The 17,820-nt window shown below is 70.3% G+C and carries 14 protein-coding genes and 2 pseudogenes; 6 read left to right on the forward strand and 10 right to left on the reverse strand.

Going from position 1 to position 17,820, the window contains the following annotated elements; translation table 11 throughout:
• Positions 1–118 precede the first annotated feature (118 nt).
• On the forward strand, positions 119–1,816 hold the full coding sequence (locus GAS53_RS37305; RefSeq protein WP_151482206.1) for a multicopper oxidase family protein: 1,698 nt from the start codon (positions 119–121) through the stop codon (positions 1,814–1,816).
• A 179-nt stretch (positions 1,817–1,995) separates the two neighbouring features.
• The gene (locus tag GAS53_RS37310) at positions 1,996–3,750 is read left to right on the forward strand and encodes an NAD+ synthase (RefSeq protein ID WP_151482207.1); all 1,755 of its coding nucleotides are present in this window, start codon (positions 1,996–1,998) and stop codon (positions 3,748–3,750) included.
• A 262-nt stretch (positions 3,751–4,012) separates the two neighbouring features.
• Here the strand turns inward: GAS53_RS37310 and GAS53_RS37315 are convergent, their stop codons facing one another.
• The 3 genes from GAS53_RS37315 to GAS53_RS37325 form a co-directional block, all read right to left on the reverse strand.
• On the reverse strand, positions 4,013–5,593 hold the full coding sequence (locus GAS53_RS37315) for a phosphodiester glycosidase family protein (protein ID WP_225859335.1): 1,581 nt from the start codon (positions 5,591–5,593) through the stop codon (positions 4,013–4,015).
• 202 nt (positions 5,594–5,795) lie between these two features.
• Positions 5,796–6,101 carry a hypothetical protein gene (locus GAS53_RS58540; RefSeq protein ID WP_404829381.1) on the reverse strand — a complete coding sequence of 102 codons (306 nt, stop codon included), beginning with the start codon at positions 6,099–6,101 and terminating at the stop codon, positions 5,796–5,798.
• 52 nt (positions 6,102–6,153) lie between these two features.
• Positions 6,154–6,630: a MarR family winged helix-turn-helix transcriptional regulator gene (locus GAS53_RS37325; RefSeq protein ID WP_151482208.1), complete on the reverse strand. Its 477-nt coding sequence runs from the start codon at positions 6,628–6,630 to the stop codon at positions 6,154–6,156.
• A 203-nt stretch (positions 6,631–6,833) separates the two neighbouring features.
• Between GAS53_RS37325 and GAS53_RS37330 the strand changes: the two genes are divergently transcribed.
• Positions 6,834–7,982 carry an amidohydrolase family protein gene (locus tag GAS53_RS37330; RefSeq protein WP_225859336.1) on the forward strand — a complete coding sequence of 383 codons (1,149 nt, stop codon included), beginning with the start codon at positions 6,834–6,836 and terminating at the stop codon, positions 7,980–7,982.
• Positions 7,983–8,079: 97 nt separating this feature from the next.
• A pseudogene (locus tag GAS53_RS37335) lies at positions 8,080–8,613 on the forward strand (transposase); the annotation flags it as partial.
• A gap of 3 nt (positions 8,614–8,616) precedes the next feature.
• Here GAS53_RS37335 and GAS53_RS37340 read toward each other — a convergent pair.
• Both GAS53_RS37340 and GAS53_RS37345 read right to left on the reverse strand, forming a co-directional pair.
• Entirely contained in the window at positions 8,617–9,165 is a 549-nt protein-coding gene (locus GAS53_RS37340; protein ID WP_151482210.1) for a TetR/AcrR family transcriptional regulator, read from the reverse strand.
• A 382-nt stretch (positions 9,166–9,547) separates the two neighbouring features.
• Complete coding sequence (locus GAS53_RS37345; RefSeq protein WP_151482211.1) at positions 9,548–10,060, reverse strand: MarR family winged helix-turn-helix transcriptional regulator; 513 nt, start codon at positions 10,058–10,060, stop codon at positions 9,548–9,550.
• Positions 10,061–10,132: 72 nt separating this feature from the next.
• Between GAS53_RS37345 and GAS53_RS37350 the strand changes: the two genes are divergently transcribed.
• Positions 10,133–10,933 (forward strand): SDR family NAD(P)-dependent oxidoreductase, encoded by an 801-nt coding sequence (locus tag GAS53_RS37350; protein ID WP_151482212.1) that lies wholly within the window; start codon positions 10,133–10,135, stop codon positions 10,931–10,933.
• Positions 10,934–11,033: 100 nt separating this feature from the next.
• Here GAS53_RS37350 and GAS53_RS37355 read toward each other — a convergent pair.
• The 5 genes and pseudogenes from GAS53_RS37355 to GAS53_RS37375 form a co-directional block, all read right to left on the reverse strand.
• Positions 11,034–11,637 (reverse strand): annotated as a pseudogene (locus GAS53_RS37355) (IS5 family transposase); the annotation flags it as partial.
• Positions 11,638–11,667: 30 nt separating this feature from the next.
• Positions 11,668–12,897, reverse strand: a complete 1,230-nt coding sequence (locus GAS53_RS37360) for an MFS transporter (RefSeq protein WP_151482213.1) — start codon at positions 12,895–12,897, stop codon at positions 11,668–11,670.
• A gap of 88 nt (positions 12,898–12,985) precedes the next feature.
• Entirely contained in the window at positions 12,986–14,023 is a 1,038-nt protein-coding gene (locus GAS53_RS37365; protein ID WP_151482214.1) for an endonuclease/exonuclease/phosphatase family protein, read from the reverse strand.
• A 207-nt stretch (positions 14,024–14,230) separates the two neighbouring features.
• On the reverse strand, positions 14,231–14,839 hold the full coding sequence (locus GAS53_RS37370) for a TetR/AcrR family transcriptional regulator (protein ID WP_225859339.1): 609 nt from the start codon (positions 14,837–14,839) through the stop codon (positions 14,231–14,233).
• Between the two features lie 202 nt (positions 14,840–15,041).
• Entirely contained in the window at positions 15,042–16,625 is a 1,584-nt protein-coding gene (locus tag GAS53_RS37375; protein WP_151482215.1) for an MFS transporter, read from the reverse strand.
• Positions 16,626–16,845: 220 nt separating this feature from the next.
• On the opposite strand from GAS53_RS37375, the gene panB reads away from it, so the two are divergent.
• Positions 16,846–17,712, forward strand: a complete 867-nt coding sequence (gene panB / locus GAS53_RS37380) for a 3-methyl-2-oxobutanoate hydroxymethyltransferase (RefSeq protein ID WP_151482216.1) — start codon at positions 16,846–16,848, stop codon at positions 17,710–17,712.
• Positions 17,713–17,820: the final 108 nt, after the last annotated feature.

The following is a 17,820-nucleotide window of genomic DNA, read 5'->3' on the forward strand; positions in this document are numbered from 1 at the left end:
CTGCTTCGAGCTGCTCGCTCGCGCGGAGGTGGGAACCTCCAGGCGTCGAGCGGTGTACCAGAAGCAGCAGACGCGTCCAGCCGCACACGCACCACTGACGACGAGGTGTTACACAGCCATGCGTATTCACACGCGCCGCACCGTGCTCGGTGCATCGATCGCCGCCGCCGGGGCGGGAGTTCTGGCCGCCTGCTCCGGTTCGGGTTCGGACTCGGGTTCAGGATCGGGTCATTCGGGGCAGGGGGGCGGCTCGCGGGGAAGCGCGCCCGCGGGTTATGTCGACCCGGGCGGTGAAGAGGTCGCCACCGCCGAGAAGAAGCGCGGCTCCGGTCCCGTGCGGACCGTGCAGCTCACGGCCGCCGAGACCTCCCTCGACCTCGGTGGCCGTACGGTCAGGTCGTGGGCGTACGGCGACGACCTGCCCGGCAAGGAGGTCCGCGTCACCGCGGGCGACACGCTCGACCTCACGCTCGCCAACCACCTCCCCCAGGCCACGTCCCTGCACTGGCACGGCCTCGCCCTGCGCAACGACATGGACGGCGTGCCCGGCCTCACCCAGCGCGCGGTCGCGCCGGGCGCGGAGTTCACGTACCGCTTCACGGTGCCGGACGCGGGGACGTACTGGTTCCATCCGCACTCCGGCACCCAGCAGGACCGCGGGTTGTACGCGCCGCTGATCGTGGAGGACCCCAGGGAGCCGTTGTCCTACGACAAGGAGTGGGTGGTCGTCCTCGACGACTGGGTCGACGGGGTGGACGGCTCGACTCCGGACGGGGTGCTGAAGGAGCTGCGCGGAGGCATGGGCGGCGGCATGGACATGGGGGACGGAGACGAGGAGAGCGGTCACTCCGGCCACGACATGTCAGGGATGGCCGGCATGTCGACGCGGGCGGATGAGTCCCCGTCTCCGGGGGCGTCCGGCCGGTCGGATCCGTCCGGCCCCTCCGGCCCCTCCGGCCCGGCCGGCCCGTCCCGGATGATGATGGGTGCCCGCAGCGACCTGCTCGGCGGCGACGCGGGAGATGTCGCGTATCCGTACTACCTGGTCAACGGTCGTACGGCGAAGGCGCCTTCGGTGTTCCGGGCCCGGCCCGGGGACCGGGTTCGCATCCGGTTCGTCAACGCGGGCGGCGACACGGCCTTCCGGGTGGCGCTCGGCGGGCACGAGATGACGGTGACGCACACGGACGGCTTCCCGGTGGAGCACGCGAAGACGGACGCGCTGCTGCTGGGCATGGGCGAGCGGTACGACGTGCTGGTCACCGTCAAGGACGGGGTCTTTCCGCTGACGTCGGTGGCCGAGGGCAAGAAGGCGTCGGCCCTGGCCTTGCTGCGTACGGGGAGCGGGGCGGCGCCCTCCGCGTCCGTGCGGCCGAAGGAGCTGGACGGGCGGCTGCTCACTGCGGACAAGCTGCGGGCGGCCGAGTCCGTGCGGCTGCCGTCCAGGAAGCCGGACCGGACGATCAGGCTGGGGCTCACGGGCGGCATGGCGAAGTACGACTGGGCCTTCGACAAGAAGCCCTACACCGCCTCGCAGCGCCACCCCGTGCGCGCCGGCGAGCGGGTGCGGCTGGTCTTCGCCAACTCCACGAAGATGTGGCACCCGGTCCACCTGCACGGCCACACCTTCGCACTGGCCAACGTCCTGGACGGCCCGCGCAAGGACACGGCGATCGTGTTGCCGAACGGCAGGCTCACAGTGGATTTCGACGCCGACAATCCAGGGCTGTGGATGGTCCACTGCCACAACGTCTACCACTCGGAGGCAGGGATGATGACGGTGCTCGGGTATCAGAACGGGGCACTCCGCGGGTAGGCCGGTCCGGAACGTGGCGCGGGGAGGGCAGTGCTCAAGCTGCGGGCCGTCCGTGGCCGGTCGCGCCCGCGCGGCGGAGCCGCATATGTCACGGCCTCGCGCCCCTTGAGGGGCGCGGGGCGCCCCGCCTCCCTCCCCCCCCACCCCATTGCGTCGCTCTGACGATTACACTGTGCCGCGTGCCTCAACTACGCCTCGCCCTGAATCAGATCGACTCGACCGTCGGCGATCTCGCCGGGAACGCCGAGGCGATCGTCCGCTGGACCCGGCACTCCGCCGAGCAGGGAGCGCATCTGGTGGCGTTCCCGGAGATGGTGCTGACCGGGTATCCCGTCGAGGACCTGGCTCTGCGGTCGTCGTTCGTGGAGGCGTCCCGCGCGGCTTTGCGGGAGCTCGCCGCGCGGCTCGCCGACGAGGGGTTCGGGGAGCTGCCGGTGATCGTCGGCTACCTCGACCGGTCCGAGACGGCCCAGCCGAAGTACGGCCAGCCGGCGGGCGCCCCGCGGAACGCGGCCGCCGTGCTGCACCGCGGCGAGGTGGCGCTCACCTTCGCCAAGCACCACCTGCCGAACTACGGCGTCTTCGACGAGTTCCGCTACTTCGTGCCCGGCGACACCCTCCCCGTCGTGCGGGTGCACGGCATCGACGTCGCGCTCGCCATCTGCGAGGACCTCTGGCAGGACGGCGGCCGCGTGCCGGCGGCCCGTACCGCCGGGGCGGGCCTGCTGATCTCCGTCAACGCCTCGCCGTACGAGCGCAACAAGGACGACACCCGGCTCGAACTCGTGCGCAAGCGCGCGCAGGAGGCCGGCTGCACGACCGCGTACCTGGCGATGATCGGCGGTCAGGACGAGCTGGTCTTCGACGGCGACTCGATCGTCGTCGACCGGGACGGCGAAGTCGTCGCGCGGGCCCCGCAGTTCGCCGAGGGATGCATCGTCCTCGACCTCGACCTGCCCGCCGCTGCCGCCGAAGCCCCGTCGGGTGTCGTGGACGACGGGCTGCGCATCGACCACCTGGTCCTCTCCCAGGAGCCGCTGCCCGCGTACGAGGCGGAGCTCACCGGCGGATACGCCGAGCGGCTCGACGACGAGGAAGAGGTGTACTCCGCGCTCGTGGTGGGGCTGCGGGCGTACGCGGCGAAGAATGGTTTCCGGTCCGTCCTCATCGGCCTCTCCGGAGGAATCGATTCCGCGCTCGTCGCCGCGCTCGCCTGCGACGCGCTGGGCGCGCAGAACGTGTACGGCGTGTCGATGCCGTCCAAGTACTCCTCGGACCACTCCAGGGGCGACGCGGCCGAGCTGGCCCGCCGGACCGGGCTCAACTTCCGGACCGTACCGATCGAGCCGATGTTCGACGCATACATGGGGTCGCTGGGTCTCGACGGGCTGGCCGAGGAGAACCTCCAGTCGCGGCTGCGCGGCACCATGCTCATGGCCATCTCCAACCAGGAGGGGCACATCGTGCTGGCGCCGGGCAACAAGTCCGAGCTGGCGGTGGGGTATTCGACGCTGTACGGCGACTCGGTGGGGGCGTACGGGCCGATCAAGGACGTCTACAAGACGTCGATCTTCCGGCTCGCTCAGTGGCGCAACCGGGCGGCGGCCGAGCGCGGCCAGACCCCGCCGATCCCCGAGAACTCCATCACCAAGCCGCCGAGCGCCGAGCTGCGTCCCGATCAGGTCGACACCGACTCGCTGCCGGACTATCCCGTCCTGGACGCGATCCTGGAGCTGTACGTCGACCGTGACACGGGCGCTGACGCGATCGTGGCCGCTGGGTTCGACCACGACCTCGTGACGAAGATCCTGCGGATGGTTGACACGGCGGAGTACAAGCGGCGCCAGTATCCGCCGGGCACGAAGATCTCGGCCAAGGGTTTCGGCAAGGACCGGCGGCTGCCGATCACCAATCGGTGGCGCGAGTCCGTGTGACGGCGGGGTTACGCGGGAGGGGGTGCCCGGTGTTGACACCGGGGCCCCCCTTTTTTCATTCGCTGCGGCCCGGTGGGGGCTGGTCGCGCAGTTCCCCGCGCCCCTGGGGTTCGTGGTGGGGCGGGGACGTGCCGGGACATCCGAGCTTGCTCTGTTGGAAGTCGGGTGGGCCGGGAGGCGCGGCGCTCGCACGTCCCGGCACGTCCCCTCACGCCGGAGGACGGCTGCGGGCCGGTGGGACTGCGGGCATGACGCCCGGGCGTCAGCGGGTGAGCAGCAACGCGTCGCCCACTGTCCGCTCGGTGCCGTCCGACGGCGAGTTGATCACCTTGCCGTTCACCACCGTGGTGACCGAGCCACCGCCGTCAAGGGCCATGGCGCGCACCGCGCCCAGCGACTTCATCAGTTCCGCCCCTTCGTTGAGACCGAATCCGTCGCTGTGGCCGGGCTGGCGGCCGTCCGCGGCGACCAGGAGGACACGGCCGCGCCGGTCGACGCCCAGGAGCATGCGCGGGTTGCGCTTGATGCCCCAGGTGTACGCGAAGGACGGGTCGCCGATCCGCTCGATGCCGTCGGCTCCGTAGTTCACGGCGACCTTTCCGTCGCGCACCAGCTCGGGGCCGCCGTTGACGATGTCGTCCTGGGGGCTGAGTTCGAGTTCGCGGCCGCGCTCGTCCAGGATCCGCTGCCGCACCTTCAGTTCGCTGCCCGGCTTCGCGTGCGTACGCAGCCAGGAGGCTCCTTCGCCGATGCCGGCCAGGACGCTACCGCCATCCGGCACGGCGCCGCCGCGCGGACGCACCTCCCGCACCCGGCCGCTCGCGTCGAGCACCGCCTCGACGCCGTCACCGGCCGGGGTGCTCGCGCCCAACTCGTCGGTGAATTCGACGATCTCGTCGGGGTCGGTGCAGGTCACATCGTGCTGCGGCACCTCGGTCGGGGAGTCGCCGCCGACACCACCGCAGTTGCGGACCAGGCCGGGCACGCGGTTGACGCCGTCCACGATCGCGGACGCCCCGCCCGCTCGGACGCCGAGTTCCGTGCGGAGCTTCTTGAACTCCGGGCGCAGACCGTCGCCGCGCAGCACCGCCGCGATCCGGCCGTTGGTCGCCGCGCTCTGCAACTCCCCGTCGTACGCGGCGATGCCGGCCGAGGCGCCCGGTATGCCGTCCTTGCTCTCCATGACGAAGAAGCCCGCGTTGACGCCGAGCAGGGCGTCGTCGCCGACGGCCATGTCGCTCACCTTCTCCCGGCCTGCGACACCCATGCCGTACGTGGCCTTCAGCGCACCGCCATAGCGCTTCGGGTCGATGATCGTCACCTTGACCTGGGCGAGACCGGTGCCGGGCACACCGTCCGCACCGGTCCACTCGCTGACCGCGTCGAATCCCGCGGCCGCGAGGGCCTGGCGCTGGGCGTCGGCCTCGGTCCGGGCGGCGTACTCCCCCACCCGGACTCGCACGCCGACCAGCCCCCTGCGGTCCGAACCCCGCGGCCATTCGACCCGCTCACTACGGGCGCTGAACCCGGCGCCACGCAGTCGCTCCGCCAGCGCCTCCGCGTCCTGCTCGGTGGCGAGGTGAGCGCCGTCGGCGCGGACCGTGACCGTCCAGTGGTCCGCACCGGGACGGCCCGAGATCCTCCCCTGGTACAGGTCGACTCCGGAGGCGAGGCGATCGTGCTGCCAGCCGGCGATCGGCCGGGGAACGGCCGTCGTCGGAGCGGCGGCCGCGGTGTTTTCGTACTGGTCGACGACAACACCGGGGGCGACAAGTCCCGCCGCGGCGACGGCAACCGCCGACGCCTTCACGGCAACTCTGAACGGACGGCGTACGAGGGCCACGGGCACTCCTGGGTCGCGGACGAACATCGCGTGCACAGCTGACTTGCACACATGACACGGTGTTCGAAACGCGCGTTCATACGTCGCAAGCGCAACTCTTGTGCAGGGAACGCGAGTTCCCGAGCGCCGATTGAACCCACGAGTGAATACCGGAAGTCCGGCCCGTGGAATCGCCTCAGGGCAACCATGGCTAAGTTCGCGTTCACGGAATAAGACGAGGGTGCAGGCGGCGGCATTCGGCCAGCCAGGAGGCGGTGCGTTCGGTCGTCCAGCGGTGGCGGCCCAGGCGGCTCGAGGACTCCATGCCCTTGCGGGTGACGCCGCGCTTGCGGGGGCCAAGGACGCGGGTGGTCGTAGTCGTACGCCTCGTCGGCGTGGAGCTTGGCCGGCCGGCGTCGCCGCGGACCGCGGCGGGAGCGGGTCGGCAGGGATTCCGCAGACGTTCCAGGACCCGGCTGTCGTACAGGTTCACGCCGGACCGGTCATGCGGTCCGCGCGTGGTGGCCATGCGCCTGCTGCCCGGGGAGGGACTGGTCCACTGCGCCCGGGAGTCAACAGCGTTACGGGGTGGAAAGGTCGGGGAGGTCCGCCGCCGCCGATTCCGGAGATCCCCACGGTTCCTCCAGGGCGGCCCGTAGTGCGGTGACGGTATCCGCGCCGACGCGTTCGGCGAGCGCGGCTTCGAGTCCGGCCAGTATCTGCATCGTCTCCGCGCGGCGCCGGACGCCGACCGCCGTGAGGAGTACGAGCTTCGACCGGGCGGAGTGCGGATCGCTCTCCACGGTCACCACGCCCAGGGCGACGAGTTCATGCACCCACTGGTGCGCGGTCGGGGCGCTGACGCCCAGACGCCGAGCCAGTTCGGCGATGCTCGCCCCCTCTGACGGGAGCTGACTGAGCAGAGTCACGTGTGCCGCACTGACGGCCGCCCCGTCTTCCTGGTTCTCGAACGCGGTGGTCAGGGCGGTTCGGAACCAGTTGTGTGCGCGCCACAGCAGCCGGATGAGCGGCTCGGATTCAGGCGGGGAGGAGGCCATGGGGTTCTGCTTTCACGGTGGGGCGGTCGGTTTGGCGCGGTCTGCCGATCGTAGGCCGGTCAGGTCTGGGGCCGCACATCACCGGAGCTTCCGAGATCACCCTTCATTAGGTAGCCTATGATTAGGTTACCTAATGGTGGAGGGCGAATCGAACCCCACCCCTCCGACCCATGCCCCCGATTCCCGTAAACCGATGGAAAGGCATGACGATGACGACAGGATCGTCTGAATCCCCCCTCACCGCGGGCACCTCGCGGCGGCGTCTGCTGGCCGCCGCGGCCGGCGCCACCGCCGGCACGGCAGCCCTCACGGCCCCGCCCGCCGCCGCCCAGGCCGCCACCTCCACGTCGGCCGCCACCTCCACGTCGGCCGGGACCGCCACCGGCCGCCCGGGGCGCCGCATGAAGGTGATCGCAGTCGAAGAGGCGTTCTCCGTTCCGGAGCTGATCCCGTGGCCGGGCGAGGCCCGGATGCCTCCCGGCTGGGGGCAGGAGTGGGGGCGCCGGCTCGCCGACTTCACGGAGTTGCGGCTGGCGGACATGGACGAGCATGGCGTGGACATACAGGTCCTGTCGCTCACCTCACCCGGCGTGGAGGCCATCGAGGACCCCGCCGAGGCCGTGGCCACGGCCCGCCGGGTCAACGACCGCCTGGCCGACGTGGTCGCCGCCCACCCGACACGGTTCGCCGGCTTCGCCGCCCTGCCGTTGCAGGACCCGAAGGCCGCCGTGGTCGAGCTGCGCCGGGCGGTGGAGCAACTGGGCCTCAAGGGGGTCCTGCACAACGACCACGTTCAGGGCCACTACCTCGATGAGCCGCAGTTCCGGCCCGTGTGGGCCGAGCTTGAACGGCTCGGCGTGACGCTCTACCTCCATCCCGCGCTCTTCCCCGCCGACCAGTGGCGGGTGTTCCAGGGACATCCCGTACTGAGCGGGCCGTCCTGGGGATGGACAGCACAGGTCGGCGCCCACGCACTTCGCCTGATCTACGGCGGAGTGTTCGACGAGTTCCCCGGGGCCTCGGTGACGCTGGGACACATGGGAGAACTGCTGCCCTTCCAGCTGGCCCGGCTCGACAGCCGCTACCACCAGGCCGACCCCAAGAGCAGGCCACGACACCTGCCCTCCCACTACCTGCGGCACAACCTCTACGCGACCACCAGCGGCGTCTTCTCCCACGCGGCCCTCCTCGGAGCCGTCCAGGCCATCGGCGCCGACCGGCTGCTGTTCGCCGTCGACTACCCCTACGAATCAACCGCCGAGGCAGTCGAGTTCCTCCGCACAGCGCCGTTCTCCCGCGCCGACCTCAAACGCATCGCACACCGCAACGCGGCACACCTGCTGAACCTCTGATCAAGACAGCAGCAGGTGAGGAGTGTGGCTGGGCCGACAGCGCATACATGTGCCGTCGGCCCAGCCCCGCGAGCACCGGCACCGTGGCGAGTCTGCGATAGCAGATCAGTGTGCAGTGCTCTGCTCGGACGGCCCGGTGACGTCGCTGGTCGAGTTGACTCTCACGGCCGAACACCGGCGCAGGCACGGGGAGGTGTGCGACGCGGTCCATCACGGCTGGCTGGAACCGCGCCGTCTGCGCAGGCTGCTGGCCTCCACGCCGCTGCCGCGTGCCGCCGACGGGCGGATCGTTCTTGCCGTCGACGTGAGCAACTGGCTGCGGCCCGACGCCCCAACCAGCCCGGAGCTGCTGTTCCGCCACGTCTACGAGCGGGGCCGCAGCGCGGATCAGTTCATCCCCGGCTGGCCTTACTCTTTCGTCGCCGCGCTGGAGACGGAACGCACGTCCTGAACGGCCGCGCTGGACGCGATCCGGCCGGGGCCGTCCGACGATGCCACCACGGTGACCGACGCCCAGCTGCGCGAGGTGGTCACCCGGCTGGTGCACGCCGGCCAGTGGCGGCCGGGCGACGCGGACATCATCATCGTCTTCGACGTCGGATACGACGCCCCGCGCATGGCTCCACTTCTTTCCTCAACGGTTTGACCTGGTGTGGCTGTTGGGTGGTATTGAGCGAGCGCCGGCCAGTACCAGGTCCACGAGTCGACTCACGTAGGCGTGCCCTGCGGGCTGGTCGCGTTGCACGATGCGCAGGTGGAGGGGGCCGGTCAGGGCTTCGAGGAGGAACTCGGGGCTGCTGTCCGGCGGGAGGTCGCCGCGGTCGATGCCACGTTGGACGAGGATGCGGGCGCGGTCCAGGCGGGCGGTCCAGAACTGGTTGCGGAGTTGGTCGGACCGGGGCTCGTCGTCCGGTGCGGTGAGGGCGAGGCGGGCGAGGGATTGGCCCGTGGGCGTGGTGAGGAACGCGGCGAGCGCGGTGAAGAAGGTGGTCAGGTCCTTGTGCGTGGAACCGGTGTCAGGCAGGGGCAGTTCCGTGTCCAGGCGGTCCGAGAGGGCTTCGAGGATCAGGTTGGTCCGGGTGCCCCACCGCCGGTAGACCGAGGTCTCGTGCACGCCGGCGCGGGCGGCGATCTCCGCGATACGGGTGCCCGCCAGGCCCTCAGCGGGCCGCGCGGATCGCATCCGCCAGCTCCAGGTTGAGCATGTGGTGTTCCCACGACTCGTTCGACAGCTCGCGCGAAGGCGGCCTGCCTGGGTCGTGACAAAAGAAGCGCACCCCGCTCGGGGAGTGGGATCGCATCCTTGCCGGGTGATGCTTGACCATGCCGCGTGGTGTTGTTCTGCCTGATCAGCGCCTCGTGGCAGGGGGAGGGGCTGACGTGCGACGGCGCGTCTCACGTCGTCCGCTCGCGCATCGCTCACGCGTCGAGCGCAGGTGACCAGCATCTCTGGCAAGAGCAGAGGCCGTGTGCGAGTGCCGCGACAGGTTCAGGCTGGTTCGGTGATGATGCGGGGCTTCCTCGTCCAAGGTGATGAGGCCATGACGTGCCGGCTGCTCGCACGTTCACCCCGGTGTGCCGTCATCGCGCAAGGTGACCGGTCTACTGAAGGGACCTGCCGGTTGCACCTGTTGTATCGCGTCGGTCACCTGACCGAGGAGCGCCTTCAGTTGGGTGGAGTCCTTGGCGCCGAGTTTCTCGGTGATCTGCTGTTCGATCTCCGTAATCACAGAGTCGGCCTTGCGCAAGGCGTCGCGGCCGGCATCGGTGAGGTGGAGCTCCTGCACGTGACGGTGGCGCGGGTGCGGCCGGCGTTCCAGTTGGCCCCGGCCCTCCAGTCGGGTCACCAGGGAGGCCACCGCCTGCGGGGTGACGTTCAGGCGGCGGGCCAGTTCCGCTCCGGCCAGGCCGGGATCGACGTGGACGGCGATGAGCAGGGAATAGTGTGCCGCCGCCATGCCCAGCGAGCGCAACCGTTGCTCCTTCAGGGCTGTCACGGCCAACTCCGCCCGCCGCAGTGCCCAGGTCACCCGGTCCAGTGCGTCGGCGCCGACCGGCCCCTCATCATGCAGCGTCATGCGGTGAGAATACGACAGTGGTCGACTATCAAACGTTTGACATGGCGCAGGTGCTTGAATCAAGCTGTCCTCATGCCTCGCACTCTTGCTCTCATCACCGGCGCCTCCTCCGGAATAGGCGCCGCCTACGCCCGCCTCCTCGCCGCCGACTGCGACTTCGTCCTGGTGGCCCGAAGGGCCGACCGCCTTTCCGCGCTCGCGGACGAACTCCGCGCGGCCGGCGCCGCCGTGGAGGTCCTGCCCGCGGACCTCGGGAACCACGACGGCCTCACCACGGTGACCAAGCGCATCGCCGCCGGTGATGTCCGGCTGCTGATCAGCAACGCGGGAGACGGCGGCTACGCTCCCCTCGCCGACGTCGCCCCGGAGGAGATCGACCGCCTGCTCACACTCAACGGCGTGGCGTCCATCCAACTCGCACGCGCCGCCCTGCCCGGCATGCTGACCGCGGGGGAAGGAACCATCGTCACGGTCGCCTCACTGCTGGCCTTCAGCGCCGGGCAGAGCAACCCGCACATGCCGCCCCGCACCATCTACAACGCCGCCAAGGCCGCCACCGTCGCCTTCACCCGCACCCTCACCCACGAACTCGCCGACACCCCCATCCGCACCCAGGTGGTCTGCCCGGGCGTGGTGGCGACGGAGTTCGCCGGCGGATACGGAAACATCCCCTCCGCCATGACCGCGGAAGGCGTGGCCCGAGCCAGCCTCGCCGGCCTGCGCCTCGGCGAGACGATCTGCGTACCGGGCCTGGAGGACCAGACCGCCGCACTCGATGCCTTCCTCGCCGCCGAGACCGCCCTGCTCATGGGCGGCAACGTCCCTACCCCCGCCACCCGCTACAGCCAACCGCACCCACAGCCCACACGCTGAGGACCGAGCCCGCAGGAGGAATCACGCACAGCATCGCGGTGACCTGCGTGATCCCTCCCGCTCGCCGACGCCGCCAAGGCCCATGACCTAAGACATTGCCTCATTTGGTGAGTCCGCAGTAGCAGATGAGGCTGCAGGCGATGGCAGTGAAGGCCAGGAAGTGTTCGGCCTTGCGTTCGTAGCGGCGGCGCAGGCGGCGGCAGCCGGCCAGCCAGGACATGGTGCGCTCGATCGTCAGCGATGTCGGCCCAGCCGTGCGGAAGACTCGATTCCCTTGCTGGCGATGCGGTGCCGGATGCCGCGCTTGCGCAGCCATCAGCGCAGGTGGTCGTAGTCGTAACCCTTGTCCGCGTGGAGCTTGGCGGGCCGTCGCCTGCGCGGGCCGCGGCGGGACCGGATCGGCGGGATACCCCGCACCAGCGGCTCTAGTGCCTGGCTGTCGCGCAAGTTCGCGCCGGAGACGCCGAAGGAGAGGGGTAAACCGGTCCGCTCGGTAATCAAGTGGATCTTTGAGCCCTTCTTGCCCCGATCGGCAGGATTCGGACCCGTCAGCTCCCCCCTTTCAGGGCCCGCATGTTCACCGAGTCGAGCGCGCAGCGAGACCACTCCAGATCTCTGCGCGCGCCCAGCTCGTCGAGGATGACGCGGTGCAGCTTGGCCCAGACCCGGGCGGCGGTCCACTCGGCGAAACACCGATGTGCGGTGGGCACCCGCGCCCCCTGCCGAAGCAGGGCTCAGCGGTGCGCGGCCGTCTCCGCGGGCCGCGGCACGTGCGTCGCCACAACCCGCCCGGTGTGGACCTGGACAGTCACCCGGCGCAGATCCACGGCGTACGCAACCCCCGCAACCCCCAGCCCCAGCACCGCAAGCACCGCGCCCGCGAGGGCCGGAGACGTCACGCCGAAGCCGGCCGTCAGGGCAAGACCGCCGATCCAGGCACCGCCGGCGTTCGCGAGGTTGAAGGCGGCCTGGTTGGCGGAGGAGGCCAGCGAGGGGGCCGAGGACGCCTTCTCCATGACCATCAGCAGAAGCGGGGAGCTGGTGACGAACGCCGCCGTGCCGAGCAGCACCACGGCCAGGGCCGCGCTCCACGCCGTCCCCATCAGGACCGGGAAGAGGGCCAGGACCGCCGCCAGCGAGACCAGACCGCCGAACAGCGTGCCCCGCATCGAGCGGTCGGCCAGGCGGCCGCCGAGCAGATTGCCCACCGTGGCCCCCACGCCGAACAGCGCCAGCAGCAGCGTCACGCTGGAGTCGGCGTATCCGGCGGAGTCCGTCAGCATGGGCGTGATGTAGCTGTACGCCGAGAACAGCGCGCCGAAGCCCGCGACCGTCGTACCGAGGGCCAGCCAGACCGGCAGCGACCTGAGCGCCGCCAGCTCGCCGCGCAGCCCGGCGGCGGGGGCGCGGGTGTGGGCGTGGTCGCGGGGCAGCAGCAGCGCCAGGGACACGATGGCCGCCAGGCCGATCGCGCTGACGCCGAGGAACGTCGACCGCCAGCCGAGGTGCTGGCCCATGAGGGTCGCGACGGGCACACCCGCGATGTTCGCCACGGTCAGGCCGAGGAACATCAGCGAGACCGCGCGGGCCTTGCGCTCGGAGGCGACCATGCCGGTGGCGACGACGGCGCCCACGCCGAAGAACGCGCCGTGCGGCAGCCCGCTCAGGAAGCGGGCGGCGACCAGCCAGTGGTAGTCGGGGGCGAACGCGGAGAGCGCGTTGCCCGCGACGAACAGGACCATCAGGCCGATCAGGACCTTGCGGCGGGGCATGCGCGCGGTCACCGCGGCGAGGAGCGGGGCGCCGATGACGACGCCGATCGCGTACGCCGAGACCAGGTGTCCGGCGGTGGGGATCGAGATGTGCAGGTCGTCCGCGACGTCGGGCAGCAGGCCCATCATCACGAACTCGGTCGTGCCGATGCCGAAGGCGCCCACGGCGAGGGCGAGCAGGGCCAGGGGCATGAGGGGGCCTTTCAAAAGGAGCGGGCGGTTCCGTACAGCATATGTTCAGCTACGGAACAAAGCCTCTCAGGCCCAGTATTCCCAGGGGTTACGAGCCGGTTGCCGAGAGCTTCACGCGGGCGGCGATCGGAAGATGGTCGCTGCCGGTCTCCGGGAGACTCCACGAGGTGAGCGGCTCGACGCCCTTCACCAGGATCTGGTCGATCCGCGCCATCGGGAACGACGCCGGCCAGCTGAACCCGAAGCCGCTGCCCGCCGCGCCCTGCGTGGAGCGCATCTGTGCGGAGACGGCGTTGAGCGCGCGGTCGTTCATCGTGCCGTTCAGGTCGCCGAGCAGGACGACCTGCTGGAGCTTCTCGTCGGCGATGGCCTCGCCGAGCGCGTCGGCGCTCTTGTCGCGCTGCCGCGCGGTGAACCCGGCCTCGATCTTCACCCGCACGGAGGGGAGATGAGCCACGTACACCGCGAGCTGCCCCTCGGGGGCGGTGACCGTCGCCCGCATCGCCCGCGTCCAGCCGAGCTTGATGTCGACGGGCTTCGCGCCGCTCAGCGGGTACTTGCTCCACAGCCCGACCGTGCCCTGCACGGAGTGGTACTTGTACGTCGAGGCGAGGGCCTTCTCGTACACCGGGACCGCCGAGGCCGTCAGCTCCTCCAGGGCCACCACGTCGGCGCCGGAGGCGGCCACGTCGCGGGCCGTGCCGGCCGGGTCCGGGTTGTCGGCGTTGACGTTGTGCGTGGCTACCGTGAGGTCTCCGCCGCCGCCGGTCTTGTCGCCGAGCAGCCCGCCGAAGAGGTTGAGCCAGACGATCGCGGGCAGCAGCACGGCGATGAGCGCGGTCGCCGACCTGCGGACCAGCGCGAGGACGAGCAGCACCGGGATGAGGACGCCCAGCCAGGGCAGGAACGTCTCGGTGAGGCTGCCGAGGTTGCCGATGGTGTTCGGGACCTGGGCGTGCAGCAGCATCACCAGGGCGAGCACGACGGCGAGCGCGGCCAGGACGATCCCGCGGCGCCAGACGCCCCGGTCGTTACGGAGGGAGGAGAGTAGGCGCCGAAGCCGGGGTTCTCTGCGGTCGGGCCCCTGGCCGCCGCTGCCCGTCTCCGTCTTGTACGCCTGCGCCATACCGTCGCCTCACCAACTGCCGTGCACATCATCCCCGCGCATAAGACCCTAGGGGATGATCGCGTCCGTTCTCGCCGTCCCAGGACGGCCGTACGGGCACGAGGACGAACAAGTCGGCGTGACGAGTTCCGAATGCGGGCCCGATGAGGGCGGTCTGTGACGAAACGCGCACATTCTGCCGGGGGTTGGGGCCCCGCAGGGCTTCCATCAGTGCTTGACGGGACCCAGGCCCTCCATGACGGTGTCGACGATCCGTTCGGACAGGCCTTCCTCGAGTCCGGCGTCCGGGCGCATGACGGCACGTACGAGCATGGGGCCCATGAACAGGTCGTTGACCAGGTCGACGTCGACGTCCGCGCGGATCTCGCCGTTCTCCTGGCCGCGGCGCAGCACGTCGAGGGCGGTCCGGCGGCGTGGTTCGATGACGGCCGCGTGGTACACCTTCCACAGCTTGGGGCTGCTCTTCATCTGCGCGTAGACGTTGTGCAGGATCGCCGACGAGCGGGTGGCCAGGCCGCGCTTGCGGAGCGATTCGAGCAGGACGATCAGGTCGTCGCGCATGGAGGTGCCGGGCAGCTCCGGGTCGGGCGGTTCGGCAGTGCGCAGCACATCGCAGAACAGTTCCTCCCGGCCGCTCCAGCGGCGGTAGATGGTGGCCTTGCCCACACCGGCGATGCGGGCGACCCGCTCGATGGAGATGTCCGCGAGGGGGACGCCCTCCTCCAGCAGCGTCATGACGCCCTCGATGATCGAGCGCTCCACCGCCTCGCTGCGCGGGCGTCCCCTGCCGGGCCCACCGCGCCCGGCCGTCGGCACCTCCGCGTCCCGCTCCCGCTCCCGCTCCTGCTCCTGCTCCTGCTCCTGCTCCTGCTCCTGCTCCGCGACGCCCACGTCCTCGCTCCGCTCTTCCCTGTCGCTGTCGCTGTTGCTGTCCGCCACTCCGCCTGATCCAATTCTCCCTGGTGTGCGAGGCGTTCGCTCACCGTCGCCCCGGGCGGGCCCGATCCCGCCGTACGGCTCAGTGGTCCGCGCCCACCAGCTCCGGGTCCTCGCCCGCCTTCTCCGTCGGGGCCGGAGTGCGGCCCGGCAGGAACAGGCCCACGACCACCGCGCCGACGAGGGCGACACCGGCGCCGCACAGGGCCGTGACGTGCATCGCGTGCAGGAAGGCGTCGTTGGCCGGGCCGACCAGGGCGTCTCCCTTCGGGCCGAGTTTCGCGGCGTAGCCGAGCGTGGCCTCGATGGACTCGCCCGCGGTGTGCCGGGCGGCGGCGGGCAGCCGGTCCTCGATGCCCGAGCGGTACGCGGCGGAGAGCACCGAGCCGAGTACGGCGATACCGAGAGCGCCGCCGACCTGGCGGAACGTGTTGCTGAGCGCGGAGGCGGAGCCGGCCTTCTCGCGGGGCAGGGCCTGCATGATCACGACGCTGGTGGGCGTCATGATGTGCGCCATCCCCGCGCCCATGAAGAAGAAGATGACCTCCAGGATCCAGATCGGCGTGTCCGCCTCCAGCGTGGCGAACGCGGCCAGCATGGCGGCGATGGTGAGCATGCCGCCGGTGGTGGTGGCCTTGTTGCCGAAGCGGTCCACGACCAGCCGGGCGCGCGGCGCGAAGATCATCTGCGCGGCGGCCAGCGGCAGCATCAACAGGCCTGTCTCCAGGGGCGAGTAGCCGCGCACGCTCTGGGTGTAGAAGACGGCGAAGAAGGTCACGCCCATCAGCGCGAAGAACACCAGCGCGATGGCGCTGATCGCCGCCGAGAAGACCTTGTTCTTGAAGTACGTGACGTCGATGGACGGATGGTCGCTGCGCTTCTCGAACACGACGAAGCCGACGAGTACGGCGAGTCCGGCGCCGATGGTCGCCAGCACCGTCGGATCGGCGAAGTCGGCGAGCTGACCGCCCTTGATGATGCCGTACACGAGCAGGACGAGCCCGACGACGGACAGTACGACGCCGATGGGGTCGATGCGCCCGGGCTTCGGGTCGCGGGAGTCGGGAACCAGCCAGACCATCAGCGCGAGCGCGACCAGGACGATCGGCACGTTGATCAGGAAGACGGACCCCCACCAGAAGTGGTCGAGCAGGACTCCTCCGGTGATCGGCCCGATGGCGATGGCGAGGCCGACGCCGCCCGCCCAGATGCCGATGGCCTTCGGCTGTTCGTCGCGCTCGAAGACGTTCATGAGGACCGCGAGGGTGGCGGGCATCACAAAGGCGGCGCCGAGGCCCATCACCGCGCGGAACGCGATGAGTTCGACCGGCGAGCCGGAGGAGGCGGCGAGCGCCGAGCCGATACCGAAGACGACGAGTCCGCCGAGCAGGACCTTCTTGCGTCCGAGCCGGTCACCGAGGAGCCCGGCGGAGAAGAGCAGGCCCGCGAAGACGAGGGTGTAGGAGTTGATGGCCCATTCGAGCTCGCTCTGGGTGGCTCCCAGGCCGGTCGGGGCGGGGGTCGAGATGGTCTTGATCGCGACGTTCAGGATCGAGTTGTCGAGAACGACGATCAGCAGGCTCAGCATCAGCACGCCGAGGATCGCCCAGCGTCGCCGGTGCACGGCTTCCGGTATGCGGGAGGCGGGGACGGCAGGAGTTGTCATGCCGACGAGCCTAGGGGAGATTCGATACGAGACCGTCTCGTATTTAAAATCCTTTACCGAGGTCTTACGCGGTCTTACCCAGAGGTCTTGCCCAGAGGTCCTACGCAGACGAAGAGGGCAGGAGTAGCCCCTCTAGCCGTTCCCTGGCACGAGGTGCCACCATGGAGGTGATCCGGGGACGCCGTCAGGGCGCTTCGAGATGACAGAAGGAGCCGTTGCAATGACGCAGCTTTCGGCTGCCCAGAAGCCGACCGACAGCAGCAGTAGGGCGCTGTACGGGGGCAAGGGCACACGCCGTATCACCGTCCGCGACATCTCCGCCGCCAAGGAGCGCGGCGAGAAGTGGCCCATGCTCACCGCGTACGACGCGATGACCGCGTCCGTCTTCGACGAGGCCGGCATCCCGGTCATGCTCGTCGGGGACTCGGCGGGCAACTGCCACCTGGGGTACGAGACCACCGTGCCCGTCACGCTCGACGAGATGACCATGCTGTCGGCCGCCGTCGTACGGGGCACTTCGCGGGCCCTGATCGTGGGCGACCTGCCCTTCGGGTCGTACCAGGAGGGGCCGGTGCAGGCGCTGCGCTCGGCCACCCGGCTGGTCAAGGAGGCCGGGGTCGGTGCGGTGAAGCTGGAGGGCGGCGAACGCTCCCACCGGCAGATCGAGCTGCTCGTGGAGTCCGGTATCCCGGTGATGGCGCACGTCGGCCTCACCCCGCAGTCGGTGAACTCGATGGGCTACCGCGTCCAAGGGCGCGGCGAGGAGGCCGCTCAGCAGCTTCTGCGGGACGCCAAGGCCGTCCAGGACGCGGGTGCGTTCGCGGTCGTGCTCGAGCTCGTCCCGGCGGAGCTTGCCGCGGAGGTCACCCGGGTGCTGCACATCCCGACGGTCGGTATCGGGGCGGGGCCGGAGACGGACGCGCAGGTGCTGGTCTGGACGGACATGCTGGGGCTGACCAGCGGTCGCGTCCCGAAGTTCGTGAAGCAGTACGCCGATCTGCGTGCGGTGATGGGGAACGCGGCGAAGGCGTTCGCCGATGACGTCGTCGGCGGAACGTTCCCTCTCGAGGAGCATTCCGTCCACTAGCTAGTCCACCAGTCCACTGTGGCACCAGGCAGCCCGCCGATCTTCCCCCGTCGGCGGGCTGCCCCTTTGCTGCGCAGGCTGGGCTGGGTTGGGCTGGGTCGTGTTCGG

Source organism: Streptomyces albicerus (assembly GCF_008905045.1).
GTDB lineage: Bacteria > Actinomycetota > Actinomycetes > Streptomycetales > Streptomycetaceae > Streptomyces > Streptomyces albicerus.